Origin of the sequence: Rothia sp. HMSC068F09, from assembly GCF_001812775.1 — a bacterium.
In the GTDB taxonomy this organism is placed as follows: Bacteria; Actinomycetota; Actinomycetes; order Actinomycetales; family Micrococcaceae; genus Rothia; species Rothia mucilaginosa_A.
This window is the reverse complement of sequence record NZ_KV810426.1, coordinates 153,430-180,423: the sequence shown is the minus strand read 5'-3', so window position 1 is coordinate 180,423 and position 26,994 is coordinate 153,430. Positions and strand designations below refer to the sequence as shown.

Here is a 26,994-nt window from a genome sequence, read left to right as displayed (position 1 = left end):
GCACCTGCGCGCTACACACCGAAAGAACCCAATGAACTACCATCACAAATCACACACCACCGTGCATCACGCCGACTCCCGAACCACCGGCACCCGAGCCGTAGCATCGCCGAAGATGTCGCGCCGCAACCTCGTTCGGGGAGCCGCCTGGAGCACCCCCGTCATCCTTGCAAGCTCCGCCATCCCGGCGTGGGCAGCTAGCGTCGAGGCCTGCACCCCCGCCCTCTCCCTCAAGCCCGCGGCCACCGGCTACGACGACGTGAAGGGGGCCTACAGCGAATGGATCGTTCCGCAGGGCACCGGCCGCGTGCGTTTCGATCTGATCGGCGGCGCAGGCGGAGCCACCTCCTCCTTTACCCCCTCGTACCTTGCCCAAGAGACTGACTCCTACCTCATCGGTGGAGGCGCGGGTGCCCAGCTCAGCGGCATCCTGAAGGTCTCGGAGGGCGATATCCTGCGCGTCTGGGCCGGCAACGGCGGCGTCGGTGCCGCATCCGGCACCCGCCCCGCACTCGGCGGCGGCGGTTACGCGGCGGGCGGCGACTCCACCGGCTCCAGCACGCAGATCGGCCAGGCCCAGACCCCCGAGAGCACCTCCGGCATCGTCTACGGAGCCTCCGGCGGCGGCTCCTCCGCTATCGAGCTGGTCCGCAACGGCACCGTCACCGTGGTAGCCGTGGCTGGCGCTGGCGGAGGCGGCGCGCAGTTCGCGACCCTCGCAAGCCACTTCGCGGTCTTTTCAGAAGCCCCCGATGACCAGCTCAACCCGGCCATGCGCATTGCCGCGGATGGTGCCGGTACCGCTATCGGCGGCGGCAACGCCGGGGCCGACGCGAGCCAGGATAACGACGGCCAGGGCGGCATGCTCATGGCGAGACCCTACCAGATTCTCCACCCCGTCACCACCTGGGACGAAGACATGGACCTGCGCATCAGCGTCACCGGAGGCACCCCGGGCCGCGCGGGCGTACCCGGCACGACCGGAGAGGCACTCATCGGCGTACTCGGCGCCGATCGCCAGCTGACGCTCAAGGACATGAAGACCCCCTGGTTTGAGAACGTCGAGTTCCCGCCCTACTACAGCTACGACGGCGACTCCGTGGTCACCGGCGTCAAGGGCACCGGAGGCTCCGAGGCTACCTCCGGGTACAAGGGTCGAGGCGGCTCTGGTGCCCTCATCGCCCACGATCAGGATAGGTTCAGCCTGACCAGCATCGCCTCGGGTGGCGGCGCTGGATACGGCGGCGGCGGTGCGGCCCTGAACATCTGGACGGCCGCCACCTACTTTGATGACGTCTTCGGCCGCCAGGTGCAGTTCAACGAGGGAGGCAGCATCACCTCCGTCACCGCGATGAGCAGCGGCGGCGGTGCGGGCGGCAGCTACATCAACCACGAGCTGGTGAGCGACTTCAGCCTGTCCACCGCAAAGAACGCGAACTCGCAGGTGGGCGTGCGCTCCCCCGGCTCGGTGCAGCTGTACAACTGCTCGGAGAACGCATCCCTCGCTTCCCCCATCACGGGAGAGGCCGCCTAACGCTATTCCGCGGTATTCCACGCGCATGACAAAAGCTCGGGGCGGTCACCTTTTCGGTGACCGCCCCGAGCTTTTAGCTATTCGGTACTCTCGCGGCAGCGAGGTGAAGGCGTTTAGAGCTCCTGAGTGCGCGGCATCCAGGAGGGGCGCTTCGCCTCGTACGCCTCGATGGCGTCAATGTTCTGCAGGGTCAGGCCGATGTCGTCCAGGCCCTCCATGAGGCGCCAGCGCACGTAGTCGTCAATCTCGAAGGGAACGACCAGCGCACCCACGGTCACGGTCTTCGACTCCAGGTCAACCGTGATTTCGGTGCCGGGCTCGTGCTCCAGGGCCTTCCAAATCAGCTCGATGTCATCCTGGGCGACCTGGGCGGTCACCAGGCCCTGCTTGCCCGAGTTACCGCGGAAAATATCGGCAAAGCGAGCGGAGATAACGACCTTGAAACCGTAGTCGCGCAGCGCCCACACGGCGTGCTCACGCGAGGAACCGGTGCCGAAGTCGGGGCCGGCCACCAGAACGCTACCGTGCTTGTAGGGCTCCTGGTTCAGGATGAACTCGGGGTCCTTGCGCCAGTTGGCGAAGAGCGCGTCGTCGAAGCCGGTCTTGGTCACGCGCTTGAGGTAGACCGCGGGGATAATCTGGTCGGTATCAACATTCGAAGAACGCAGCGGTACGCCGATACCGGTGTGCTTAATAATGGGTTCCATAATGGCTCTCCTTTATAGCGTCGGTGGCGTATTACGCCAGAACGTCGGACGGTGCGGACAGGGTACCGCGCACGGCGGTTGCGGCGGCAACCACCGGGGAGACCAGGTGGGTGCGGCCGCCCTTGCCCTGGCGTCCTTCAAAGTTACGGTTCGAGGTGGAGGCGCAGCGCTCGCCGGGTGCCAGCTGGTCGGGGTTCATGCCCAGGCACATGGAGCAGCCAGCGAATCGCCAATCGGCACCGAAGTCCTTGAAGACCTTGTCCAGGCCCTCTTCTTCGGCCTGTGCGCGCACCTTCTGGGAGCCGGGCACGACCATCATGCGCACGTTCTCGGCGATGGTGCGGCCGCGCACGATGTCGGCCGCGGCGCGCAGGTCCTCGATGCGGGAGTTAGTGCAGGAGCCCAGGAAGACGACGTCCACGGGGATTTCCTTCATGGGGGTACCCGCCTCCAGGCCCATGTACTCGAGGGCGCGGGTTGCGGCAACCTTGTCGTTCTCGTCCTCAAAGTCGTCGGGGGACGGCACGGACTGGCTCAGCGGCACGCCCTGGCCGGGGTTGGTGCCCCAGGTAACAAAGGGCTCGAGCTCGTCGGCGTTGATGAAGATTTCCTTGTCGAAGACGGCACCCTCGTCGGTGGGCAGGGTCTTCCAGTACTCCACGGCCTTGTCCCACTCTTCACCCTTGGGGGCGTGCGGGCGGCCCTTGATGTACTCGAAGGTGGTCTCGTCGGGGGCGACCATACCGGCGCGTGCACCCGCCTCGATGGACATGTTGCACATGGTCATGCGGCCCTCCATGGAGAGGGAGCGGATGGCGGAACCGCGGTACTCGAGCACGTAGCCCTGGCCGCCGCCGGTGCCGATCTGCGCGATGACGGCGAGGATGATGTCCTTAGCGGTCACGCCGGGCTTAAGGGTGCCCTCAACGTTGATGGCCATGGTCTTGAAGCGTGCCAGGGGCAGGGTCTGGGTGGCCATGACGTGCTCCACCTCGGAGGTGCCGATACCGAAGGCCAGCGCACCGAACGCGCCGTGGGTGGAGGTATGGGAGTCACCGCAGACGATGGTCATGCCGGGCATGGTCAGGCCGAGCTGCGGGCCGACCACGTGCACGATGCCCTGTTCCTTGTCGCCCAGGGAGTGGATGCGCACGCCAAATTCCTTGGCGTTGCGGCGCAGGGTCTCAATCTGGGTGCGGCTGGTTAGGTCGGCGATGGTGCCGAAGATGTTGTCGGTGGGGGTGTTGTGATCCTCGGTGGCGATGGTCAGGTCGAGACGGCGCAGGGGGCGGTTCTCGATGCGCAGGCCCTCGAAGGCCTGGGGCGAGGTCACCTCGTGCAGAAGCTGCAGGTCGATGTAGAGCAGGTCGGGCTTGCCGTTTTCGCCGGGGACGACAACGTGGGCGTCCCAGACCTTCTCGGCGAGGGTGCGCGGACGAGCGTCCGCGGGGTGTGCGTTCTGTTCGCTAGTCATAGTTTCTCCTGCTGTGATGCGTTGCTGCGGTGTGGGGCGCGACGACCGAGAGGCGGTTCGGGCTTTTGGGCTCGGACTTCCGGAACGGCAGGTGGGGAGCGGATTATGTACCCGCAACTACCGTCAAACCAGTATTTTCCTGCGGCGTGTCGCATAAATTTTCATGAGTTCTTAGCCCGTGAGACGGACCGAAACTCACTCCGAACACCCCGTGTTTTTGTGTGGGCTTCATCCGTGAACCTATCAAAAATTCACGAATTTTCCCGGTATCGAGCGGGGATTTTCGCATATTTTCGGCGATAAACCCACACAAACACTTATTATGAAACATTCATAATTTACACCGAAGGCGGTCCTTCAATCTTCGACTCTGCACACCTATGAGTCCACAAAGTCCGGGTTATCTTTCATATTCTGAGATAGAATGAAGGAATGACTCCTTCCGCATCACGTTTCAGCGCACACGGAATGCGTCACGTCAACGCATCCACACAACACAACGCACCGATCATCGACCCCGTCAAGCCGCCCGAGCATATGAACGCAGATGAGCAAGTGGTAGAGGTACACTCCCACGGTTCCTCCGGCGTGGGTGTGCTCGACAAGGCCACGCTCATCCTCGACTGCCTCGAGGCCGGCCCCGTCTCCCTGGGCGATCTCGTCAAGGCCACCGGCCTGGCACGCCCCACCGCACACCGCCTCGCCGTGGCCCTGGCCCACCACCGCCTCGTGGCCCGCGACGTGCAGGGCCGCTTCATGCTCGGCCCGCGCCTGACCGAGCTGGCCTCCGCCACGATCTCTGACGAGCTCACCACCGTGGCCAACCCGATTCTGCAGCAGCTCAGCATCGACGCCGACGAGTCCACCCAGCTGTACCGCCGTCAGGGCGATTGGCGCGTATGCGTCGCGACCGCTCCCCGCCCCTCCGGCATGCACGAGTCCATCCCCCTGGGCACCCAGCTGTCCATGCAGGCCGGCTCCGCCGCACAGGTGCTGCTGGCGTGGGAAGACCAGAACCGCATCGTCGAGGGCCTGCGTGACGCCCACTTCAGCGCCGCCATGCTCGCGGCCGTGCGCCGCATCGGCTGGGCACAGTCCGTGGGCGAGCGCGAACGCGGCACCGCCTCAGTTTCGGCCCCCGTGCGCGCGCCCGGCGGCAAGGTGATTGCGGCCGTGTCCATCTCGGGCCCGATCGACCGCATGACCCGTCAGCCCAACCGCAACTACCCCGAGCTGGTCTTCAAGGCCGCGCACGCCATCACCGAGGGCCTGCGCGAGCTTTCGGCCTCGCACGGACACGTTGACAGCGAGGCGGAAACCCCCGCCGACCCCAACGAGGTCGGCTAGTTTCAGCGGCGCCTCGCAGCAACAGCACCTCACAGACTAATAGTCCCTCCCCACCTTTTCCGGCGGGGAGGGACTATTTGTATTCGGGCTGGCGCGCGCCGGGGCTGGGCTCCGAGTCAGCCCCCCCTGGCATGGGCGCCGGCCTGAGAGGTCCCGACTATCCCGCTAGGGCCGAATCTCGAGCGCCGAACGGTAGGCCTGCAAGCGCTGAGCCTCCGCCCGCACGGGCTCGATGACGCAGGAGCGGACCGCCTCCTCGACCCCAGCGTTCAGGCGGACGCGCAGGCGGCGAGCGTAGCGTTGGGCACCCCAGGCCGTCAGTAGCCGCCCCAGTCCGGCGGCGGCAATGCCCAGCAGCACGCCCAGGATGACGAGCAGGGTCGGCAGGGGCACCGGGAACCCCTCGGGGGCGGGAGGCGGCGGCAGCTGAATCTGCAGATAGCCCAGCCCCGCGATGAGGGTCAGCCAGGCCACGCCCACCAGGGCGCTGAGCAGGGCCAGCCACTGCAACACGTTGAAGACCGCCCACGGGGCACGCTGGCGGCCGCGCGTGTAGTCGATGCGCGCGATGTCACGCTCAATCAGGGTCGGCAGCTCGGACTCCCGCGAGAGGGCTGCCTCGCCGAGGGAACGCTTCCAGGGTTCACTCACGTTCTGTCCCATGCGCGAGCCGTAGCGGCGCACCGCGTTGGCCATGTTTGCCTTCTGTGCGGCGCTCAGCGGGGGCAGCGAGGGGGCCACGAGCTCGGGCGCGGAATCCTGGGCGTACCCGCCCAGCATCCCGGGGTTCGAGGCCCCGGCACCCTTCTCGCGCCCGCCCTTCGCGTCGCTCTTTGTGCCGTTCTTTCCTTCGGAACCGGTTCCGAGGTGAAGGCGGCGCAGGGGGTCGGCCTTCAGGCGTCCCACCCAGCGCGTGGCGATCCAGCCGGTGCGGGTGCGGGCCGCACGGCGGTACGACTCGGTGGCCGCCTTCAAAACCTGGGCGGCGGGGCTCGCATCGTAGCAGGCCTGCGTCAGCTCCCGCTCGGCGTTCAGCGCGTAGGTTCCGGCCAGGACCGTCCCCTCTCCCCCGGCGTAGGCGCGCAAATCGTTGGCGATGGCGTGCAGCTGGGCGTCCGTGCTCTGCAGCGAGGCACTCTTCGCGGCGGCCACCTGAGCCAGCAGATCGCGGAGCGCGTCCATTCCCTCACCGGTTCGGGCCGAGACGGCCAGGGGCGGAGCCAGCAGGTGCCGGTCGGTACCTTCGGCCTGCATCAGGTGCGTCAGAGAGGCCAGCACGGCGGGCACCTCGGAAGGCTCAAGCTTATCGGCCTGGTTGAGAACGCAGAGGGTCTGCGCGCCGGAGGCGGCCAGCGGCACCATGAACTCGCTGTGAATCACCGCATCGGCGTACTTCTGGGGGTCGACAACCCAGACGAGCACATCCACGTAGCGCATCATGCGGGCGGCAAGCTCGCGGTTGGCGGTGGTGACGGAATCGAAGTCGGGCATGTCCAGCAGAATTAGGCCGCCGGTGCGGGTGCGGGTTTCGCCGCGGCCCACCATGCGCCGGATGCGGTTGAAGAGGCCCGGGGCCGGCTCGGTCACCGCGTTGGGTGCGGGCTGCGCGCTCGCGGCGTTCTGCGTCTGCCCCTCGACGTCCCGGATAAATTCCGTGCTCTGGGGGTAAACGCGGTTCTCGATGCCCAGCCAGTCCAGCAGTTCGTCGCTGTCCTCGGCACCCCAGACGGCGGCCTGCACCGCGGAGGTCGTGGGGCGCGTGGGCGCCGAGCGGGCGATGGGGTACCCCGCCACGGCGTTGAAGAGCGTGGACTTGCCGCTGCCGGTCGCGCCGAAGAAGCCGATGATGGTGTGCTCGGTGGAGAGCTCGCGGCGGCGGCTCAGGCGTTCGAGGGCCTCGGAGGCTTCGAGCACCACGGATTCGGGGAGGCGGTCGCGGCCGTATTCCAGCGCGTCGTTGAGGCTCGCGACGGCCCGGGCAAAGGTTGAGACGGCCCGGGGAGCCTGGGGTTCCGCCGGCGGGTTCGGGCGGTCACCTCGGGGGTTGTGGGTGGTCATAGTGGGCTTTCTGGAAGGTCTGGTGGGTGTTGGCTGGGGGCTAAGACCCGCTGCCGGGAAGAGGTGGTTCCTGTGGCTAGGCGCTCTCAGCGGTCATGGCCTCGGCAAGCGATTGCACGCCGCGGGCCGCGTCCCAGACCGTTTCGGCGGGCACTTCGGGTTCGGTTTCCGCCAACAATTCGGTGAAGGGGCGTCCGTGCTCGCGCAGCAGGGCACCCATGCGTTCGAGCAGGTCGGTGCGGGCCCGGGTGGCCATGCGGCGCACGGCGTCCTCGCCGAAGATGGATTCGAGGAGCTTGGCGCCAACCACGCCGCTACCGCCGGCGATGCCGACCTCCACGCCGGTGAGACCTCCCGTAAGGCTGAACGCGGCGACCATCATGAGCACGGCCACGGCGTTGACGCTCAGCGAGAGGAATCGGGCGCGCTGGCGCTTGCCGGCGCCCTCCTCGCGGATCATGTCGAGCACCGAGGCCTGCCAGAGGCGGATTTCCGCGGCCACGGCGGCCGAGAACTCTTCCTCGGGCGTGGCGCCGGCGGTCGGGTCGGGGGCCGCGTCCAGCCGGTGCAGCAGGGAGCGGCCGGCGCGGGTTGAACGCCAGCGGGCGCGGGTGCCTTCGGAGGCTCGGGAGGCGGCGTCCACGACCACGGCGTAGATGCCGCTTTCGAGAGCGTCCTCGACCTTCTGCGCGGCGGCAGGTTGGCCCCGCAGCGCCGAGCCCACACGGTCGCGCAGGCGGCCGATGGTGCTGTCCAGAGAGCGGAAGAAGTCGCCGGTGCCCACGAAGTCGTGCCAGCGCGAGAGCACCTCGCCGCGTAGCAGCGAGCCGTCCGAGAGCGCCACGTCGATACCCGCCAGGGCCTTTTCGTACTCTTCGGCGGCGACCTGGGCCAGGGCGCGGTGGGAGGCCTGCTGCCCCTCCTGCTCGAGGGCGAGGGTGCGCAGGTTCCGGGCGAGCGTCTCGACGGTTCCTGCAAGTGTCGTGCGGGCGATGGCGGCGCGGGCGGGCGCGTCGGCCCCGAGCTCGCGAATCCACAGGGTGAGCGGGGCCAGGCTGATGGGGTTGATAAGCCCTCGATCGTCGCGCGGCTGCTCGGTCACGGTGTGGATCAGCACGGCCTCGATCCCCGCCTCGTCGAGCATACGTCGCAGGTCGGTCTCGATGGCTTCTTCGTCGCCTTCGGGCACGCGGTTGAGCACCACGGCGATTGCGATGGAGCGCGCGGCCGCCGCGTGGAGCAGTTCCCAGGGCACGGCGTCGGCGTAGCGGTTGGCGGTGGTGACGAAGAGCCACAGATCGGCGGCGGAAAGCAGTTCCTTGGCGAGGGTGCGGTTCTCTTCGGAGACCGAGTCGATATCGGGCGCGTCGATGAGCGCGATGCCCTGCGGCAGCGCCGAGGTAGTAATAGGAATGAGGGCGCGCGCAATCTTCGGGTCGAGGCCGGGTAGTGCCTGCGATCCGGCGTTCATGCCGGAGGTGCGGGTGCGGGGCAGGGTCGGCAGAAAACGGTCGGGGGCCAGGGCGGCCTCGTCTTCGGCGCGGTAGAGCAGCACGGGGTGGCGGGTGGTGGGTCGAATCGCGCCGGATTGGGTGAGGGGCTCGCCCAACAGAGTGTTGACCAGGGTGGATTTGCCGGCGCCGGTGGAGCCGCCGACCACGATGGTAAGCGGGCTGTCCATGCTGGCGCTGCGGGGCAGGATGTAGTCGTCAAGCTGCCGGGTCATGGAGGCGATCAGGGCCCGGGCGGAGGCGGTGTCTATCGTTGCGGAGGCGGCCTCGCGAGCGCCGTCGTGCCCCTCCCGAGGAAGGCCGGTTTCTTCGGGGTCGATGTCCAGTGAGAGGGGGATGCGAGTGAGGAGTTCGCGCACTGCCTGAAGCTGCGCATAATCGGTGGTAGTCACAGCGTTATTGTCCCACAGCCCGCGCCGTCACACCGTTATGGAGGTCAGCGGGGGCAATTTTATAGGGGTTGTTCCGAACACATTGGTTCGTTCGCTCCCGCCCTACTGAGAGGAGAAAAATAAAGATTTGATAACTTTTTACGCTGAGAGGCATATACTCGCGTGAGGGCCCCAAAAAAGTCCCTAAAATCGTCTGACACGACGCATTTACTTTTCGGGTCGGGTCGCGGTTCACTCCCGCGTTCGCCTTCCCGCGCATACGGTGCGCACCGGTTTATGACCGTCCGGTGCACACCCGGTTCCCCTACGGTTCGCCGCGAGGTTCTCACCGGCCCGCCGAACCGAGGGGGCTCCACCTGCCCATGTACTCTCACCGCGAAAGGTCTGCATGCCCGAATCGCTCTCTCGCCGCCGCCTTCTGGCGCTCTCCTCCGGGGCGGCGTTTAGCGTACTCGCAACTGCCTGCGGCGCATCCTCTTCCGATATTAAGGAGTCCACCGGTAAGGCGTCGGACGACTCGGTACCCGAGCCCACCGCTTCGACCGGCCCGACCTCGGCTGCCGTTTCTCGCAGTATTCGTCGCGCCGAGCCGCTGCCGGCTTCGGCGTTGGACGGTCGCGGCCCCGTGATTCTCCCCGACCGCTATTTTGAACGCGAGGGTGTCTTCTCCTCCGGAACGCTCAGCCACCGCGCCGTCAACGTTCCCCGTCCCCTCAAGCCCGAGGAGTTGGGTGAGCGTAGCGTCGAGGGTCTGCACTCGTTCCTGCAGTACTGGAGCGCCGCGCAGAACTACATGTTCCTCACCGGCAACACCGAACCCTTCATGGATCTGCCCGGCCAGGAACGGTTCAACCACATGACCAACATGTACCGCGATATTTACCGTTACAACATCGGTTGGCTCGTGTCGAAGAGCAACGCTCCCCTGTGCATCAACCTGGACAGCGCCCAGCCGGTTCCCGTTTCGACGGCAGACGTGTACTGCTGGAAGGCCACGCTCAAGGTGGATGAGTCGGCGTTCCTCTTCAATCACGAGACGCTTCAGCGCGAGCTTCTCACCAAGGTGTACGGTCACAAGTCTCAGGCTGATGTCTACGTGTACTTTGGCGAGGAGGGTTGGCAGATGCTAGAGGATCCGCAGGCTTCCCCCAGCGCGATTGCTACCCCCTCGACCGGTTCGAGTGCTCAGCCAACCCCTAACGCGACCCCCTCACCGCAGGCCACGGCGAAGGCCACCCGATATCTTCAGGGCTCCAAGTAAATCCTCCCGTTGCAGGTGACATAGGGCACGGACGTGGGGGTTTATTTGTGTGCCGGGCGCGAACTCTATAGGCTTAGGGCTATACGGGCTTCGCGCCTGTGCTTCCTTCAGCATCGACGGGGGCATCGCGTGCGGGCCTCACAACACACCACCGATACTTCCGTTTCACATCATGTTCGAGGGGATCATCATGATTCACAGCCGCCGCCGCTTCTTCGCCGTCACGGGCACCGCAGCCCTGGGCGCGATGCTTGCCGCCTGCGGGTCGAAGAGCACTTCGACGGCCACCGCCTCCGCCACTGCCTCCGCCACGATTGCCGGCGCGTACGATAACCTCTCCGGCGAGCTGAAGTGGACCAAGTTCGTTCCAGGCCACGGCGCCTCCGCGATCAGTAGCACCGACCCGACCACCGGCGAGGTGTACACGATCGAGCCGACCGCGGGCCCGGCTTCGGTGGATGCCAAGGCGAGCTCGGTGCCGATTCCCATCGAGGATGAGACCATGTACGACAAGAACGCTCGCGGCCTGCGCGCGACCTTCGCGTACTTCGCGGCGGCCGTGAACTATGCGCGCACCACGGGTGACACGGGTCCGGCCCTGCAGGTTGTGCATCCCGACAACGCCCCGCAGCGCGCCTCGCTCGAGAAGCTACGCGCCTTCTACGCACCGGGCACGAACTGGCTTGTGGACGGCGGCTGGACCTACCGTCTGACCGAGAAGCAGCCGGTTACGCGCGGTACGAAGTACTCGTGGGCCTGCTCGGTGACGCAGGAGCACGGTCTGGTGGTGGAAAAGGCCACCAATACGACCAAGCCTCTCGAGAACACCGAGGCGCAGGATATCACGGCCCTCTACGCCGAGTACGACGAAGAGGCGAAGCGCTGGACGGTGATTTCGGCGCAGCAATACGATCCGTCGATGACGCCTAAGCCGATGCATACCTCGCGCCCGCAGCCCTCCTCGACCTACACGCCGACGGTGACCGATGACAGCACCGCGGCGGCTCACACCGGTTCGGGTTCCAACGCCGGTTCTGGCGCTAACGCGGGTGGTTCCGCGCGAAGCGGTGCGAATACCGGCGCGCAGAACGGCACGGCCCAGAACGGTGGTGCACAGAACGCCCCCGCGCAGAATGTTGCAACCCCCGCGGCTCCGGCCGGCCAGCAGAGCGCTGAGGCCCCCGCCCAGCAGAATCCGGCCCAGCAGAATCCGGCCCAGCAAAACCCGACTCAGCAGAACCCCGCGGCTCCGACCGCCGGTGGTGCCGCGGATCATCCCGCGGGCGACGCTGCCAACCCCGCTGCGGCCGAGGCTCCGGCGACCCGATAGCCCGCCGAGAGGACGAACGAGTGAGCGGTCCGCAAGTCCCGGCCACCCTACCAACGTTACACGGGTCGGAGTGTGGACGGACCCGAGCCTACGATGGGCGGCATATCACCCCCTGTGCGTCGGTGATGTGCCCGGCCGCGGGTGCGCGTGCGCGTTATACTTAGGACTGTCTCGTTTGACGACGATTCGGTACGGCCATCCGGCGTCTCGCGCCGTCGGCGACGGGCTTTCCTCTCACTCCTTCACTCCTCTCATACGAGAGTTTCACGCGAAAGGTACTCCGTGGCACTTTTCCCCCATGCCTCCGGGCAGTCCCCCCGTTCCGCGTCCGGTCTGAGCCGACGAGCCGCCCTGCGGTATGCCGGTGTTGGCGTTGCGGGCGTGTCGCTGAGTGCTCTGCTGGCCGCCTGCGGTGGTAGCTCCGACCCCTCCGCGTCGGCTGACCCCGATGAGCCGGTGGTGACTCCCTCCGCGTCGGCTCGCACCGATTTTAGCGGCGAGGTAACCTTCGATCACTTCGAGTCCAAGGGCGAATTTGTTGCGGCCACGGAGTCTGCCCCGGCGCAGAACGTGCCGGTGCCCAAGCGTCCAGAGAGCGCGGCGCAGAACTCGGTGCAGGGCCTGTACGATTCAATCGGTTTTGTCTACGCGGCCATCAACTACCTGGTGCTGACCGGTGACCCCGCTCCCCTGCGCGAATCGAAGGTCGATGAGAAGTTTATTTCCTCCCTTTCGATGTTCGTGGACGAGAGCAACGCAAGCACCCAGGCACACGACTGGTACGTATCGCCGAAGGTGACTCTGAAGGCATACACGGCTCTTCCGACCCTGGTGAAGAAGAGCGTTCAGTGGACCTTCGACTTGGTGATTGATCTGGGCCCGACCATGGTCTTGGACGGTGCCCCGGTGTCGATTTCCGAGAAGGAACGTCGCATTGAGCGCGGTCTGGTTGTCACGGGTGTGCGCCAGGAGAACGACTGGGCTCTGACTATCCAGGACGAGTACGAGGTTCAGGCCTCGGCGCCGGCAAGTGGCGGCGCGGGCTCGCAGACCGGCGGTAACGACGGTTCCGGCAACAGCAACACCGGTAGCTCCGGTGGTAGCGGTTCCGATGATAAGCTCTAAATCTTTGCCGAATGGCGCCCATGCCCTAGCCTGCCCGTCGGGTTAGGGCATGACTTCTAGTCGGGGCCTGTAATTATGGATCATTACGTCACGCCCCATACCCCATCTACGTGAGGTGTATTTCCGATGACTTTCCCTTCCGATTCTTCCGTTTCCCCCGCGTCCGCTCGGGTTTCGCGCGGTGTCTCCCGCCGTTCTCTCATTCACGCGGGTCTGGGCCTTTCGGGGTCAGCCGCCGCCGCGCTCCTGCTGAGCGCTTGCGGTTCCTCAAATTCGGGGTCGCAGGGAAGCGGCAACCAGGGTGGTAGCCTTTCGGGTTCGAAGTCGAGCGCTAACCCGAACGGTTACACCGACGACGGTAAGAACTACTCCGGAACGGTGGAGTACACCCACTTTGAGGGTGCTCTGGACTATGAGCCGGGCACCGTTGATCATCCGCCGCGTAACGCGCCTAAGCCGCAGGTGACCGACGCGCTTTCGATGAATACGGTGACGGGTTTTCACGAGGCCATTGCATACTTTGCGGCGGCGATGGATTACCTGGTGAAGACCGGTAGCACTGAGGCGTTCTCGACGGGTATCACCCTGGCTTCGAAGACCCGCTCCGAGGTGGACGCCCTCTCGGCGTCGATTCTGGCGGGTGTTGAGAAGGGCTCCTGGTACGTGAACCCCTCGGCTTCTTACGCTCTTTCGAGCGCGCAGCCGTCCATCATGAGTGACGGCAACCTGCTCTTCAAGGGTCAGTACACCCTTGACTTTGGCGCGGAGGCGGTGGCCGAGGGCAAGGTGCAGCCGGTGGTTGCTTCTGCGAGCGCCTCCGCATCGGCCGAGGCTACCGAGCCTTCCGAGGACGCGCTGGTTTCCGGTGAGGCTACCACGGCTTCGGCTTCTCCTTCCGCCGCGGGCCCTGCTTCTCAGGTGACGGTTCAGGAGTGCGACTTCCGCGGACGCTACCACGCCGACTCGAAGATGTGGGAGCTGAGCGTTGCGTACGGTGCCACTCTGCAGGGAGGCGCGGCTTCCGCTTCTGCCAGCGCCCCTGCGGGTTCTGCCAGCACCCCTGCGGGTTCGGCCAGCGCCTCTGCGGGTTCCGCCGTGGAGAGCTCCGCGGCGGGCTCTCCTTCCGCTTCCTAGCTCGAGCCAGCCCTGGCCAGCCCTAGCCCGGATTGCGTCCCGCGTTCGTGAGCTGGTTCGCCGTTTGGCCGGGCTTTCGTTCGTTCCTCGCCGAACGAGATACTTCTCACGCGGCCGCGTCTTCGGGCCGGTCCGGACTCTGTATTGAGGCGCGTTTGCGGTTAAACTGGTTGCAATCACCGAATGTTTGAAAGGTATCACTATGTCCGAGATTCTGACCCGCCGCGCGGCGCTGGGTGTGCTGGGCGTCAGCTCCATGGCGCTACTGGCGGCCTGCGGTTCGAAGGCTTCCTCCGAGGCCTCCGCATCCCCCTCTGGTTCCCCCTCCGCTACCTCCGAGACGACTGCTTCGGCTAGCGCCTCCGAGACTGCCTCTCCGAGCGCTTCCGCTTCGCCCTCGGCGAGCGCATCGGCAACCGCAACGAACTCGCCGCTGCCCAACGACGATAAGGACTACCGCGGTGTAGCAAAGCTGGAGAAGATGGAAGACCACGGTGAGTCCCAGCCGGGTAACGCTGAGCACCCGCCGCAGAATGTTCCCTCCCCGGTCGTGCCGGAGACCATGCACCAGAATTCGGTGGCCGGTTTTGCCTCGGCGCTGGCTTACTTTGGTGCGGCGTTTGAGTACCTGCTGCGCACCGGCGATATGCACTACATGAACGAGGTCAGTACCGACCAGGAGACCCTGGCCGCGATGAAGAAGTACGCAGATTCCACCAAGTCCGGTATTGATGCGAAGAAGACCTGGTACGTGAACCCGACCGCTACCCTGACCATTGAAACCAAGCAGCCGGTTCTGGCTCAGGGTGCGTACAACTGGACCGTGACCCTGAACGTGGATCTGGGTGAGAAGCTGTTCAAGGACGGCAAGGAGCAGACCGTGGCGGCTGATAAGCGTCACGTGAAGATGTTCGGTGAGGCCGTGGGCCGCTACCTGAACAATAAGTGGGACCTCCACATGGACATCAACTAGTCGGTTTGCCCTCGCGTTTGTCCTCGCTCTCGGACCGGTTGTTCACTCGAATGTTCGTTCCGGGGGCGCTCCGCGGATGCGCTTTTGGGTCGTCCGCGGAGTGTATGTGAGAGGTTTGCGCCCTCCGTAACAGGAGCCGTAACGCGAGCCGCAAATATTTTTTCATCCAGTAGCAATAAAATGGCCCGCCTAGACTTGCGGTGAACGGGGTTCACCACTACTCTTATATACAGAGGTTGTCTTTTTGGGCTACATAATGTTTCAAGAAAGCACCGCGCATTCTCCGTGAGGGAGAGCCTTTAGGACAAAGGTGAGGCGCGGTGCTTTTCTTTTTGCCCACTCAAGGTACCCGCCGAGGTTCCGGTCACGGCATAGGTTGAGGCGATGCATCCGGCGAAAGCCTCGAGGGATCCGGCGTGGAGGCACCGCCGGGGCACCCCGTTGATGCGCGCTCGTGTAGGCTTCCCGGTCACGAAAAGTCATGTTACGAACTGTGACCGCAGGTTTAAACCTGCCGCCGCCGAGTAGTAGAGTGTCCACGTACCCAAATTATTCACTGGGGAGGCCCAGCTATTCCGGTAGTCCCCTCCCCCATGCTCAGAAGGAGCACCTCCATGGCAAAGATTGTCAACAGCATCGTCGAGGCTATCGGCGAGACTCCCCTGGTCCGCCTGAACCGTCTGGACGAGGGCCTGCCCGGTAACGTCGCCGTCAAGCTCGAGTTCTACAACCCCGCAGGTTCCGTCAAGGACCGTATCGGCCGCGCCATCATCGACGCCGCCGAGGAGTCCGGCGTTCTGAAGCCCGGCGGCACCATCGTCGAGGGCACCTCCGGTAACACCGGTATCGCCCTGGCCATGGTCGGTGCGGCTCGTGGCTACCGCGTCATCCTGACCATGCCCGAGACCATGTCCGCTGAGCGCCGCGTCCTGCTGCGCGCATACGGTGCGCAGATCGTGCTGACCCCCGGTACCGAGGGTATGCGCGGCGCTGTGGAGAAGGCTAAGGAAATCGTTGCCAACACCGAGAACGCTATCCTGGCTTCGCAGTTCTCCAACGAGGCTAACCCCGCCATTCACTACAAGACCACCGGCCCCGAGATTTGGGAAGCAACCGACGGCAAGGTCGACATTTTCGTGGCCGGCATCGGTACCGGCGGCACCATCTCCGGTTCGGGTAAGTACCTGAAGGAGCAGAACCCCAACATTAAGGTTGTCGCCGTGGAGCCCAAGGACTCCCCGCTGCTCTCCGAGGGTCGCGTTGGCCCCCACAAGATTCAGGGCCTGGGCGCCAACTTCGTTCCCGAGACCCTGGACCGCGGCATCTACGATTCCGTGACCGCCGTCAGCGCTGAGGACGCTATGCGCACCTCCCGCCAGCTGGCCACCCAGGAAGGTATCCTGGGCGGCATCTCCTCCGGCGCGGCCGTCTGGGCAGCTCTGGAAGAGGCCAAGAAGTCCGAGAACAAGGACAAGCTGATCGTGGCTATCGTTCCCGACTTCGGTGAGCGTTACATCTCCACCGCCCTCTACGAGGACATCCGCGGCTAGTAGACCCCCGGTCTTCGGCCCCCGTGGGGCCGCCGTCTAGAACAGTACGCAGTGTTCGACGCTCCGTCCCGGTTGCACGCCGGGGCGGAGCGTTTGCGTTCCCCCGCGATGCTCCCCCGCTTAGGGCCCGCCCGAGCCCGAATATTACGTTCCGCACGCAATTGTGACCGAGATGTTAAAGAGAGCGCTCACTATGACGACGACAGAGTTCGGGAATAGGTGAATGAGCACCGTTGTTGGTACCTTTGGAAAGGTCGCACACATACAGAGCACGACCGTTGAGGGAAAGGGAACCCCATGAGTTTTATTGCGCGCCTGCGTGAAGATATTGAGAACGTCCGCCAGCACGACCCCGCTGCCCGTGGCGCTGTCGAGATCGCTCTGAACTATTCGGGCATGCACGCCATTTGGGCGCACCGCCTCACGCATAAGCTCTGGCAGAAGGAAGAGACGAAGTCGCTGGCGCGTACGCTCTCGCAGTTCGCCCGTTTTCTGACCGGCGTGGAGATTCACCCGGGCGCCACGATTGGCCGCCGCTTCTTCATCGATCACGGCATGGGTATCGTGATTGGTGAGACCGCCGAGATTGGCGACGACGTGATGCTGTACCACGGCGTAACCCTGGGCGGCCGTTCCCTCGAAAAGGTGAAGCGTCACCCCACGATTGGTGACCGCGTGACCATTGGTGCCGGCGCGAAGGTGCTGGGGCCGGTGGAGATCGGCTCCGATAGCGCGATTGGTGCGAACGCCGTGGTCGTCAACGATCACCCGGCCGATTCGATTATTACCGGTATTCCCGCGAAGCACCGCCCGCGCACCCCCGAGAAGAAGAAGCCCCTGGTGGACGCCGTGGAGTATATTGACCCCGCCATGTGGATTTAGCTCCTCCCCGCTTTCTGCGCCCCGTAGCGGCGCGTTGGGAGGCTCCCTGCGGTGCTCTTCGGCGCCGTGAACAACGGCGCATAGCCGAGACATCAAGAAGACATAGCAAAGGCCCGCCCCCGCCGGATGTGAAATCCGGCCGGGGCGGGCCTTTCACGTTCAGCTACGGGAGCTTAGTGAACGTGGATATCCGCTGCGTTCACCTCGGAACGGTCACCGCTCCACATGGTGTGGAAGGCGCCCTCTTCGTCGATACGACCGTAGGTGTGCGCACCGAAGAAGTCACGCTGGCCCTGAATCAGGGCGGCGGGCAGGCGGTGGCGGCGCAGGCCGTCGTAGTAGGACAGTGCGGAAGCGAACACCGGCACGGGGATGCCCAGTGCGGTTGCCTTAGCCACCACGCGACGCCAGGAGGGAACGAGCTCCTCCATGAGGTTCTTGAAGGCGGGTGCCAGAAGCATGTTCGCGGGGGCCTCGTCAGCGTAGGCGGCCATGATGTCGCCCAGCAGCTCGGCGCGGATGATGCAGCCGGCGCGCCACAGCGATGCGATGGTGTCCAGCTTCAGGTCCCAGCCGTACTCCTTGCCTGCGCGGGTGAGCAGGTCCATGCCCTGTGCGTAGGCCACGAGCTTGGATGCAAAGAGTGCGCGGCGCACGTCCTCAACGAACTCGGGGTCGCCGGCGCCCACACCGGTGGTGGCAATCAGGCCGGCGGACAGCTCGCGCTGAGCCTGCTCGCGCTGCTCACGATCGACGGAGGACAGGGCGCGGGCGAAAACGGACTCTGCGATGGCGGAGACGGGGGAACCGAGGTCCAGGCCGGCCTTAGCGGTCCACAGGCCGGTACCCTTCTGGCCGGCGGCGTCAACGATTACGTCGACCAGAGGCTTGCCGGTCTTGGCGTCCACCTGTGCGAGCACCTCGGAGGTGATTTCGATCAGGTAGGAGTTCAGCTCGGTCTTGTTCCAGGCCTTGAAAATCTCTGCCTGCTCGGCGGGTTCAATGCCGGCCACGGAACGCAGCAGGTCGTAGGCCTCGCCAATCACCTGCATGTCGGCGTACTCGATGCCGTTGTGGACCATCTTCACGAAGTGGCCGGAGCCGTCGGTGGAGATCCATGCGCAGCAGGGTGCGCCGTCCTGGGGAGCCTTAGCGGCAATCTTCTCGAGCATGGGGCCGATGTGCTTGTAGGACTCGGCGGAGCCGCCGGGCATCATGGAGGGGCCCCAGAGGGCGCCTTCCTCACCGCCGGACACGCCGACGCCCACGAAGTGCAGGCCCTTCTCGGCCAGTGCGCGCTCGCGGCGGATAGTGTCGGGGAAGTGGGAGTTGCCGCCGTCGATGATGATGTCACCCTCGTCCAGCAGGGGGGTGAGCTGCTCGATCACGGAGTCGACGGGTGCGCCCGCCTTCACCATGATCAGGATGCGGCGGGGAGATTCGAGGGAGTCGACGAGTTCCTGCAGGGACTCGGTGCGGATGAAGTCACCCTCTGCACCGTGCTCGGCGAGCAGGGCGTCGGTCTTCTCAGCGGAACGGTTGTGCAGTGCCACGGTGTAGCCGTTGCGTGCCAGGTTGCGGGCGAGGTTTGCACCCATGACAGCAAGGCCGGTAACACCAATCTGTGCCTTCTTGTTTTCAGTCATGTATATAAGGATACGCGCTGAGGGCAGGCTATATACAGGTGGAGTGTACTTTTATACCCTGATGAGCTGTTCTTCTCACTCTTGGAGAAATGCGCCGGGGCACGCATCGGGATACGCGCGGGGGAATACGCTGGGCGGGTAAATCGCTGAGGGTAAACAAAACCCCGGTACCGTGCGGTACCGGGGTTAGCGGTGGGTCCTACCGGGATCGAACCGATGACATCCACGGTGTAAACGTGGCGCTCTACCAGCTGAGCTAAAGACCCGTAGTTCTTACTGAGCGAATGTCAGCCGAACACAAGGTAATACTATACAGACCGACTTCTGGGTACGCAAACCATCTAAGCGTGTTATACATCTCACTGTTTTTGACCGGCTCGCGAACCAGGATTCATTGCGTCCTACTCAATCCCACACAACCCCACGGAACACAACACCTTCACCCCAACCAAAATCCCGGTAAAAAGCGGTACTTCGCGGCAATTCCATGTCACCCGTTTTCCCTTGATATATAGGTTCATTTAGACCCTAACACCCCCTCTTTTGAGCCCCGTTTTCCTCAATGATGCCCAGAGTGCGAAAACAACATCACAAAAACATCATTTTGATGCCATGAAGGCCATTTTTAGGTCTAAGATAGTAGAGAAAGAAGCGCAGCAGGTCTAACGGTCTGCCGCGCTTAAACATAGAGATGATTCAAACGACGCAGAATCGCGTCATGAACCATCTGAACAACCGCACAGAAGAGAGGTTGGATTAGTTTGGCTAACGTACCGAACGAGCACTCCCTGAGCACCCTTCTCGATGGCCTGAAGGACATCGACGTCGAAGAGACCCAGGAGTGGGCTGAATCCCTCGAAGACCTGATCAAGACCCACGGCACCGAGCGCGCAGAGTACATCCTCCGCGCACTGCTCAAGGAAGCTGGCGAGAAGGGTGTTAAGGTCCCGACTCTGACCAAGACCGACTACATCAACACCATTCCCGTTGATCAGCAGCCCGAGTACCCCGGCGATGAGGAACTCGAGCGCCAGTACCGCGCATGGATCCGTTGGAACGCAGCAATCATGGTGCAGCGTGCCCAGAAGAAGGGCATCGGCGTGGGCGGTCACATCTCCACCTTCGCGGGTGTCGCTGACCTCTACGAAATGGGCCAGAACCACTTCTTCCGCGGCCGTAACCACCCCGGTGGCGGCGACCAGGTCTTCTTCCAGGGTCACTCCTCCCCCGGTGTCTACTCCCGCGCATTCGTTGAGGGCGTCCTGACCGAAGAGCAGATGGACGGCTTCCGCCAGGAGAAGACCAAGGGCGCAAACGGTATTCCTTCGTACCCGCACCCCCGTTGCATGCCCGAGTTCTGGCAGTTCCCGACCGTTTCCATGGGTCTGGGCCCCCTGAACGCTATCCACCAGGCATCCTTCAACAAGTACCTGCACAACCACAAGATCAAGGACACCTCCGAGCAGCACGTCTGGGCATTCCTGGGCGATGGCGAGATGGACGAGCCCGAGTCGCGTGGTGCACTGCAGCTGGCTGCAAACGAGCACCTGGACAACCTGACCTTCGTCGTCAACTGCAACCTGCAGCGTCTGGACGGCCCCGTTCGTGGTAACGGCAAGATCGTTCAGGAGCTCGAGGCATTCTTCCGCGGCGCAGGCTGGCACGTCATCAAGGTCCTGTGGGGCTCCGACTACGACGAGCTGCTCAAGAAGGACAAGAGCGGCAAGCTTATCCAGCTGATGAACGAGACCCTCGACGGTGACTACCAGACCTTCCGTGGCGAAGACGGTGGCTACATCCGCGAGCACTTCTTCGGCAAGTACCCCGAAACCAAGGAACTCGTTGCAGACCTGACCGACGAGCAGATCTTCAACCTGCGCCTGGGTGGCCACGACGACAAGAAGCTCTACGCAGCCTACAAGGAAGCTATGGAGACCAAGGGCAAGCCCACCGTCATCCTGGCACAGTCCATTAAGGGTGCAGAGCTTGGCCCCTACTTCGAGGCACGTAACTCCACCCACCAGATCAAGAAGTTCACCATGGAAGCACTGAAGGGCTTCCGTGACCACCTGAACATCCCCATCTCCGACGAGGAGCTGGAGAAGGATTTGTACAACCCGCCGTACTACCTGCCCGAGGCAAACCACCCGGCACTGCAGTACATGCAGGCACGCCGTAAGGAACTCGGCGGCTACATCCCCGGTCGTCCGAACGTCCAGCCCGAGATTACCCTGCCCGATTCCAAGGTCTACGCACAGACCAAGAAGGGCTCCGGCAAGCAGACTGCTGCTACCACCATGGCATTCGTCCGCCTGATGAAGGACCTCATGCGCGTGAAGGGCTTCGGTCACCGTATCGCTCCCATCACCCCCGATGAGGCACGTACCTTCGGTATGGACTCCTTCTTCCCCTCGGCTAAGCTGTACAACCCCAACGGCCAGAACTACGTGCCCGTTGACCACCAGCTCATGCTGACCTACACCGAGTCCCCCGAGGGCCAGATCGTTCACGTGGGTATTAACGAGGCAGGCGCAACCGCTGCATTCATCGCTCTGGGTTCGTCCTACGACACCCACGGCGAGCCGATGATCCCGATCTACATCTTCTACTCGATGTTCGGCTTCCAGCGCACTGGCGACGGCTTCTGGGCTGCTGCCGACCAGATGTGCCGCGGCTTCGTCATCGGTGCAACCGCTGGTCGTACCACCCTGTCCGGCGAGGGTCTGCAGCACAACGACGGCCACTCCCCGATTCTGGCCTCCACCAACCCGGCCTTCAAGATCTACGACCCGGCTTACGGCTACGAGATCGCTCACATCGTGGAGCGCGGTATCGAGCAGATGTACGGCACCAAGGACGAAGACCACAACGTCATGTACTACCTGACCGTGTACAACGAGCCGATTCACCAGCCTGCTGAGCCGGCAAACGTTGACGTTGAGGGCATCATCAAGGGTATCCACAAGATCAGCGAGTCCCCGCTGACCTCCGGTCCCAAGGCACAGCTGCTGGCATCCGGCGTTGCTGTTCCGTGGGCTGAGAAGGCTCAGAAGCTGCTGGCTGAGGACTGGGGCGTCTCCGCAGACCTCTGGTCCGTCACCTCGTGGACCGAGCTGCGCCGCGACGGCATTGCCGCTGAGGAAGAGGCTCTGCTGAACCCGAACCAGCCCGCTCGCGTTCCTTACGTGACCCAGAAGCTGGCAGGTGCCGCTGGCCCGATCATCGCGACCACCGACTACACCTCGGATGTTCCCGACCAGATCCGCCAGTTCGTTCCGAACGACTTCGCAACCCTGGGTGCCGACGGCTTCGGCTTCGCAGACACCCGCCCGGGTGCACGTCGCTTCTTCCACATCGATGCAGAGTCGGTTGTTGTCCGCACCCTGCAGATGCTGGCAAAGCGCGGCGAGGTTGCAGCAGACGTTCCCGCGAAGGCATTCGCTAAGTACGACCTGCTCAACGTGAACGCTAACTCCGAGCTGGAGCAGCACTAATCATTTAGCTGTAGAACCCCGGTTCTGCGTTAGACGCTAAACGAAGGCCCCCGGTTGATGATTCATCAACCGGGGGCTTTCGTGTTTTAACTCAACTGCATGTTTTAACCAAATTAGCCCGGAGGTAACGACTATTACCTCCGGGCTAATTCAGTTACTTGTGGGCGTTGGCGAGTTTAGCCGGTGAAGTGGCCGGTCACCTCCGCCAGACGCGCCGGATTCACCAGGTCGGGGTGCGTACCCTCCAGCAGCACCGCACGGAACGACGACGCGTGCGCAGCCCAACCCGCCGCGTCCAGGTACGGCTGATCCTCGTGCGGCACACCCACCAGCAACACGTCCCCTTCAAAGAACGCCTGCTCAGCACCACGCATCAGTGCCGCCGAAGCACGCATACTACCCAGGCACACGCCCAGCTTCTCCTCCGGCAGGTAACCCATCGCCGAACCCGCCTTCTGCAGACGCTCCAACGTACCCGGCAGGTCAAGCTGCTCATCGGCGGCAGGCTCCGGCAAACCGCCCATACGCAACAGCGCACGGAAGCTCTCCTGCTCATCCGGCGCAGGCACGCCTTGCCACTGCTCCGAAGGATACGCATCCAACAGAACCACGCGCTCAACCTGCGCACCCGCAGCCTGCGCCAAAGCCGCCACCTGCACCGCGGCAGTACCGCCCACAGACCAGCCCATCAACGCAAAACGACGCGGCAACGAACGCTCCGCCAGGGTCTTCTCAATCAGCTTCAGGTAGCCCTCAGCCAGCTCCTGCAGGCTCGACGCAAAGTCGGCCTGCGGGTCAGAGAACGCCTCAGCCTGCAAAGCATACACACCCTGCTGAGCCGGAAGATGCGAGAGGTACCCCGCATAGCACCAGCCCAAACCACCCGCAGGCGGCAGGATAAACAGCGGCGCGGGGGCCTCGGTAGTATCGGGGGCAACGGGCTGCTCACGCAGCGGAAGAACCGGCGCGAACTCCGCCCCCTCGCCACGCTCGCCCGCAATAGACGCCGCCAAAGCCTGCACGGTCGGATGCGCAAACAGCGCACCAATGCTCACGCTCAGACCCAGCTGCTCCTCAACCGCGGCAATCACCTCAAGAGCCGCCAGCGAATGACCGCCCGAGGCGAAGAAATCCTCGTCCACGCCGAAACGCTCACGACCCAGCACACCCGCAATAATCGAGCACAGCTGCTGCTCCAGCAGACCGTGCGGACCCTCAGCATCAGAAGTCTGAGGGGTCAGGTCCAGGGACGCCAACAGCTTGCGATCCGCCTTACCGGAGGGGCTCACCGGCAGAGCAGGCAGGGTATGCCACAGGGTCGGAACCATGTAGTCCGGCAGAACCTGCGCGCAATGCTCGCGCGCCGCCTCCACCAGCTGCTCGGCACGCTCGGCGGACACATCGCCCACCTCCAGCACCGCCGCCAGGGCAGGCTCACGCAGGCCGCGGTACAGCAGAGCCACCGAAGCGCTCACACCCTCAACCGCGGCAAGAGCCATCTCAATATCGCCCAGCTCCAGGCGCTGACCGCGCACCTTAATCTGATAATCCGTGCGGCCGCGGTAGCCAATGACGGCGCGACCATCGGGAAGAATCTCCCAGCACGCCAAATCGCCCGTACGGTACAGGCGCTGGCTCTCACCGTTCAGCAGCGGGAGCGCACCGGCAGGAGCCTGCTCCACGAAAGCCGCCGCGGTCGCCTGCGGGTTGTTCTTGTAGCCGCGCGCCAGCTGCACACCCGACAGGTGCAGCTCACCCGTCACACCAACCGGCACGGGGTGGCCGGTCGGGTCAAGAATCAGGGTGCCGGTGTTCCAGACCGGCTCACCAATGGGCACGCTCTCGCGCTGCGGGTCTGTGGAGGTCTCCCAGAAGGTGACGTCCACCGCCGCCTCGGTCGGGCCGTACAGGTTCAGCGGGTACACTCCCAGAACCTCGCCCGCAGCCTGCACCTGGTCCTTCTGCAGCGCCTCACCCGAGCAGACCACGTAGCGCAGGGGCTGCTCTCGATCCCGGCCGAAGCCGGCATCAGCCAGGATGCGGCGCGCCGCCGGCGAAGAGGTCAGCGCCGACAGCATGGTCGGCACAAAGTGAACCGCCGTGACGGACTGCTCGGCAATCACGCACGCCAGGTAGGCGGGGTCGCGGTGACCCTCCGGGGCGGCAATGACCACGGCGGCACCCTCGGCGAGCGGCCAGTACAGCTCCCACACGTGCACATCAAAGGAGATGGGGGTCTTGTGCAGAACGCGGTCGCCCTCCCCCACCGGAATCTGGTGCTGCTGCCAGCGCAGGCGGTTATCAATCGCGCGGTGGCTAATGGCAACGCCCTTGGGCCTGCCCGTGGAGCCGGAGGTGAAGAGCACGTAAGCGTCCTCGTCCAGGCCGGTTTTCGTGCCCGGAAGCTCCTCTGCGGCGGGTGCCTGTACAGCTTCCTCGATGGTCAGCTGCGGTAGGGTGTGCTGGGGCAGGTTCGCGTGACGCTGCGGTTCCTGCGGGTTCAGCTCTTCCGCGCTCAGCGGCTGCAGACCGGGGCCGTGCAGTAGCAGGGAGCACTCGGCGTCCTCCATCATCACGCCCACACGCTCGGCGGGCAGATCCGGAAGCACCGGCACGTAGGTGGCGCCGGTGTAGAGCAGAGCGTACAGCGCCACGTACTGCTCCACGCCGCGGTGCACACGCAGACCCACCGCGTCGGAAGGGCGAACGCCCCAGTCCAGCAGCTGCGCGGCAAGCGCACGGGCGCGCTCGTCCAGTTCGGCGTAGGTGAGGGCGCGGTCAAAAGCGTAGGCGCGCTCCGACTCGGGGGTGAGCACCTCACCGGGCGCGGGGGCAGAATCCAGCACCGCGAGCGCCTGCGGATGCGCCGCCACCGCATCACGGAAGCGACCCAGCAGGGTCTTATACTCCATCGGGTGCTCGGTAAGCGCCGGGGCGGTCAGCTCGCGCAGGGTCGCCAGTTCAGCCTCGGTCGCCAAACCGAGGTTGTTCAGGGAGGCGTCCTCGCGCTGCGCCTCCGCCGCGTAGTCGGGTAGCCACTCGCTCAGGCGGGCGGCGTGGCGCTCCAGCTCCTCGGCGGTGTAGAGCGCCGGGTTCATGTCAATCTCGCAGGAGATACTGTTGCCGCGGCCGGGCATGCCGCGCAGGGTGAAGGTCACGTCAGCAACGGGACCGGCAGAGATATTGTGGATGCGCGCAGTCGGTACCGGGGCCCCGGACTTGTCCTTGGAGGGTACCGCCAGGGGCAGCACCGCGTCGAAAGGCACCACGTTAATCTGCGCGCCAAACAGCCTGGATTGGGCGTTACGCGCGATGCGCTCGAGGTCTTCCTGGCGAGCCAGTGGGTGCTCGGCGTTGCGGGCATACTGTTCCTTCACCGAGTGCAGGGACTCCGCGATGGGGCCGGTCGCCGCAACCTGCACCGGCAGAACGTTCACCGCGGTACAGCCGGTCTGCGCGCTTGCCGCCCCCAGGGCGCGGGTCGCCTCCGGCAGGGTGCGAGCGAACATGCGGTTCATCTGCGGCACACCGAACGAAGCCTGCGCGTAGCCGCCTACACGCGCCAGGTACGAGCCCACGGCGGCGGCGGCGAGCACGGGCCAGGACACGCCGTGCTGCTTTGCGGCATCCAGTAGTGCCTGCTGAACCTTCGGGTCGATGGCGAAGCTTCGGCGCACCGCGCGCGCCGATGGGGAGGCGGTGCGGCCCGCCAGAGAGGTATCCTCCTGCTCCAGGGCGCCGCTCGCTTCCCAGAAGGTGACGTCTTCGTCACGGGCGGAGGAGGCGGCCTCGTCGGCATCGAGCAGCTGCTGCAGGCTCAGGCGGCGGGTTGCCGGAACCGGCTGGCCGGCGGACAGGGCACGGTAAATAGCGGCCACGCGGGAGAGGCCGTTGAACGCGGCGAAACCATCGGCAACCACGTGGGAGAAGGAATGGTAGACCCAGAGGAAGCCACCGTAGCGCGCCACGGCGCTGCGCACGGTCACGCCCGCATCGGTGGCGAGTGGCTGTGCGAGAAGGCGCTGTGCCCAGGCGCGCACCGGCGCGGGCAGCTCAGGTTCCTGCGACTCCCCCGCCTCGGCGGGTTCCTCCAGTTCGCCCCCATCCACGAGCAGGTCAATACCCGCCAGGAACGCATCCTCGGTCAGAATCTGCTGGGAGGCGGCACCGTCCGCAATGCGGGTGCGCACGCGGAAGCCCTCATTCTCGCGGTAGAGCTGCTCAAAAGCCTCACGCAGCAGGGCGAGGTCGGTGTCCGCGGGGCATTGCAGAACCTCCGCCGTGTTGTAGCAGGGGTTTTCCGGGTCAATCGCGGCGGCAAAATAGATGCCGCGCGCGTTGGCGGTCAGCGGCAGCCAGGAGGTTTCGGCCTGCCCGTTCGGTACGGCCTGCGCGGTGTACGAGGTGGAAGCGGTAGTATCAGCTACGCCCATGGTGGCCTCTCAAGGTCTGAAACAGGGGTCTGGATTAGGGATGAGGTGTGTGTGAAGGTGGGGGGCTACTCCCCCGCCATTCTCAGCTGAAATCAGCCGAAACGGTGAAAGTAGAACACCGAAAGAACACCCCGGGCCCCCGC

The 26,994-nt window shown here is 64.6% G+C and carries 16 protein-coding genes and 1 tRNA gene; 10 read left to right on the top strand and 7 right to left on the bottom strand.

Annotation, left to right across the window (positions count from 1 at the left end; all coding sequences use genetic code 11):
• Positions 1-31: 31 nt before the first annotated feature.
• On the top strand, positions 32-1,534 hold the full coding sequence (locus tag HMPREF2874_RS05690) for a transcriptional initiation protein Tat (protein WP_246823784.1): 1,503 nt from the start codon (positions 32-34) through the stop codon (positions 1,532-1,534).
• Between the two features lie 113 nt (positions 1,535-1,647).
• Here the strand turns inward: HMPREF2874_RS05690 and leuD are convergent, their stop codons facing one another.
• Positions 1,648-2,241, bottom strand: a complete 594-nt coding sequence (gene leuD, locus HMPREF2874_RS05685; RefSeq protein WP_049333154.1) for a 3-isopropylmalate dehydratase small subunit — start codon at positions 2,239-2,241, stop codon at positions 1,648-1,650.
• A gap of 31 nt (positions 2,242-2,272) precedes the next feature.
• Positions 2,273-3,715, bottom strand: coding sequence for a 3-isopropylmalate dehydratase large subunit (leuC, locus tag HMPREF2874_RS05680; RefSeq protein ID WP_070649299.1), 1,443 nt, complete (start codon positions 3,713-3,715; stop codon positions 2,273-2,275).
• Between the two features lie 537 nt (positions 3,716-4,252).
• Here leuC and HMPREF2874_RS05675 point away from each other — a divergent pair.
• A complete protein-coding gene (locus HMPREF2874_RS05675; protein WP_168165157.1) occupies positions 4,253-5,062 on the top strand; it encodes an IclR family transcriptional regulator in 810 nt (269 codons plus the stop codon).
• Between the two features lie 165 nt (positions 5,063-5,227).
• Here the strand turns inward: HMPREF2874_RS05675 and HMPREF2874_RS05670 are convergent, their stop codons facing one another.
• Both HMPREF2874_RS05670 and HMPREF2874_RS05665 read right to left on the bottom strand, forming a co-directional pair.
• Entirely contained in the window at positions 5,228-7,120 is a 1,893-nt protein-coding gene (locus HMPREF2874_RS05670; protein ID WP_070649297.1) for a GTPase, read from the bottom strand.
• A gap of 76 nt (positions 7,121-7,196) precedes the next feature.
• A complete protein-coding gene (locus tag HMPREF2874_RS05665; RefSeq protein ID WP_070649295.1) occupies positions 7,197-9,023 on the bottom strand; it encodes a dynamin family protein in 1,827 nt (608 codons plus the stop codon).
• Between the two features lie 388 nt (positions 9,024-9,411).
• On the opposite strand from HMPREF2874_RS05665, the gene HMPREF2874_RS05660 reads away from it, so the two are divergent.
• The 7 genes from HMPREF2874_RS05660 (at position 9,412) to epsC (ending at position 17,278) form a co-directional block, all read left to right on the top strand.
• A complete protein-coding gene (locus HMPREF2874_RS05660) occupies positions 9,412-10,284 on the top strand; it encodes a DUF6318 family protein (protein ID WP_070649293.1) in 873 nt (290 codons plus the stop codon).
• Between the two features lie 190 nt (positions 10,285-10,474).
• Positions 10,475-11,614 carry a DUF6318 family protein gene (locus HMPREF2874_RS05655; protein ID WP_246823783.1) on the top strand — a complete coding sequence of 380 codons (1,140 nt, stop codon included), beginning with the start codon at positions 10,475-10,477 and terminating at the stop codon, positions 11,612-11,614.
• A 282-nt stretch (positions 11,615-11,896) separates the two neighbouring features.
• On the top strand, positions 11,897-12,739 hold the full coding sequence (locus HMPREF2874_RS05650) for a DUF6318 family protein (protein WP_070649290.1): 843 nt from the start codon (positions 11,897-11,899) through the stop codon (positions 12,737-12,739).
• Between the two features lie 126 nt (positions 12,740-12,865).
• On the top strand, positions 12,866-13,873 hold the full coding sequence (locus HMPREF2874_RS05645) for a DUF6318 family protein (RefSeq protein ID WP_070649287.1): 1,008 nt from the start codon (positions 12,866-12,868) through the stop codon (positions 13,871-13,873).
• Between the two features lie 202 nt (positions 13,874-14,075).
• Entirely contained in the window at positions 14,076-14,846 is a 771-nt protein-coding gene (locus HMPREF2874_RS05640; protein WP_070649286.1) for a DUF6318 family protein, read from the top strand.
• 614 nt (positions 14,847-15,460) lie between these two features.
• On the top strand, positions 15,461-16,396 hold the full coding sequence (gene cysK, locus HMPREF2874_RS05635; protein WP_070649283.1) for a cysteine synthase A: 936 nt from the start codon (positions 15,461-15,463) through the stop codon (positions 16,394-16,396).
• A 297-nt stretch (positions 16,397-16,693) separates the two neighbouring features.
• Positions 16,694-17,278: a serine O-acetyltransferase EpsC gene (epsC, locus tag HMPREF2874_RS05630; RefSeq protein ID WP_049333174.1), complete on the top strand. Its 585-nt coding sequence runs from the start codon at positions 16,694-16,696 to the stop codon at positions 17,276-17,278.
• Between the two features lie 173 nt (positions 17,279-17,451).
• Here epsC and gndA read toward each other — a convergent pair whose 3' ends face one another.
• On the bottom strand, positions 17,452-18,924 hold the full coding sequence (gene gndA / locus HMPREF2874_RS05625; RefSeq protein WP_049333176.1) for an NADP-dependent phosphogluconate dehydrogenase: 1,473 nt from the start codon (positions 18,922-18,924) through the stop codon (positions 17,452-17,454).
• 193 nt (positions 18,925-19,117) lie between these two features.
• Positions 19,118-19,190 (bottom strand) — tRNA-Val (locus HMPREF2874_RS05620).
• Positions 19,191-19,685: 495 nt separating this feature from the next.
• Here HMPREF2874_RS05620 and aceE point away from each other — a divergent pair.
• A complete protein-coding gene (gene aceE, locus HMPREF2874_RS05615; RefSeq protein ID WP_070649282.1) occupies positions 19,686-22,418 on the top strand; it encodes a pyruvate dehydrogenase (acetyl-transferring), homodimeric type in 2,733 nt (910 codons plus the stop codon).
• A gap of 176 nt (positions 22,419-22,594) precedes the next feature.
• Here the strand turns inward: aceE and HMPREF2874_RS05610 are convergent, their stop codons facing one another.
• Positions 22,595-26,851, bottom strand: a complete 4,257-nt coding sequence (locus tag HMPREF2874_RS05610; protein WP_210397973.1) for a non-ribosomal peptide synthetase — start codon at positions 26,849-26,851, stop codon at positions 22,595-22,597.
• Positions 26,852-26,994 lie beyond the last annotated feature (143 nt).

Coding starts and splice junctions, on each gene's coding strand:
- HMPREF2874_RS05690 (WP_246823784.1), top strand. CDS start 32: ATGAACTACCATCACAAATCACACACCACCGTGCATCACGCCGACTCC.
- leuD (WP_049333154.1), bottom strand. CDS start 2,241: ATGGAACCCATTATTAAGCACACCGGTATCGGCGTACCGCTGCGTTCT.
- leuC (WP_070649299.1), bottom strand. CDS start 3,715: ATGACTAGCGAACAGAACGCACACCCCGCGGACGCTCGTCCGCGCACC.
- HMPREF2874_RS05675 (WP_168165157.1), top strand. CDS start 4,253: ATGAACGCAGATGAGCAAGTGGTAGAGGTACACTCCCACGGTTCCTCC.
- HMPREF2874_RS05670 (WP_070649297.1), bottom strand. CDS start 7,120: ATGACCACCCACAACCCCCGAGGTGACCGCCCGAACCCGCCGGCGGAA.
- HMPREF2874_RS05660 (WP_070649293.1), top strand. CDS start 9,412: ATGCCCGAATCGCTCTCTCGCCGCCGCCTTCTGGCGCTCTCCTCCGGG.
- HMPREF2874_RS05655 (WP_246823783.1), top strand. CDS start 10,475: ATGATTCACAGCCGCCGCCGCTTCTTCGCCGTCACGGGCACCGCAGCC.
- HMPREF2874_RS05645 (WP_070649287.1), top strand. CDS start 12,866: ATGACTTTCCCTTCCGATTCTTCCGTTTCCCCCGCGTCCGCTCGGGTT.
- HMPREF2874_RS05640 (WP_070649286.1), top strand. CDS start 14,076: ATGTCCGAGATTCTGACCCGCCGCGCGGCGCTGGGTGTGCTGGGCGTC.
- cysK (WP_070649283.1), top strand. CDS start 15,461: ATGGCAAAGATTGTCAACAGCATCGTCGAGGCTATCGGCGAGACTCCC.
- epsC (WP_049333174.1), top strand. CDS start 16,694: ATGAGTTTTATTGCGCGCCTGCGTGAAGATATTGAGAACGTCCGCCAG.
- gndA (WP_049333176.1), bottom strand. CDS start 18,924: ATGACTGAAAACAAGAAGGCACAGATTGGTGTTACCGGCCTTGCTGTC.
- HMPREF2874_RS05610 (WP_210397973.1), bottom strand. CDS start 26,851: ATGGGCGTAGCTGATACTACCGCTTCCACCTCGTACACCGCGCAGGCC.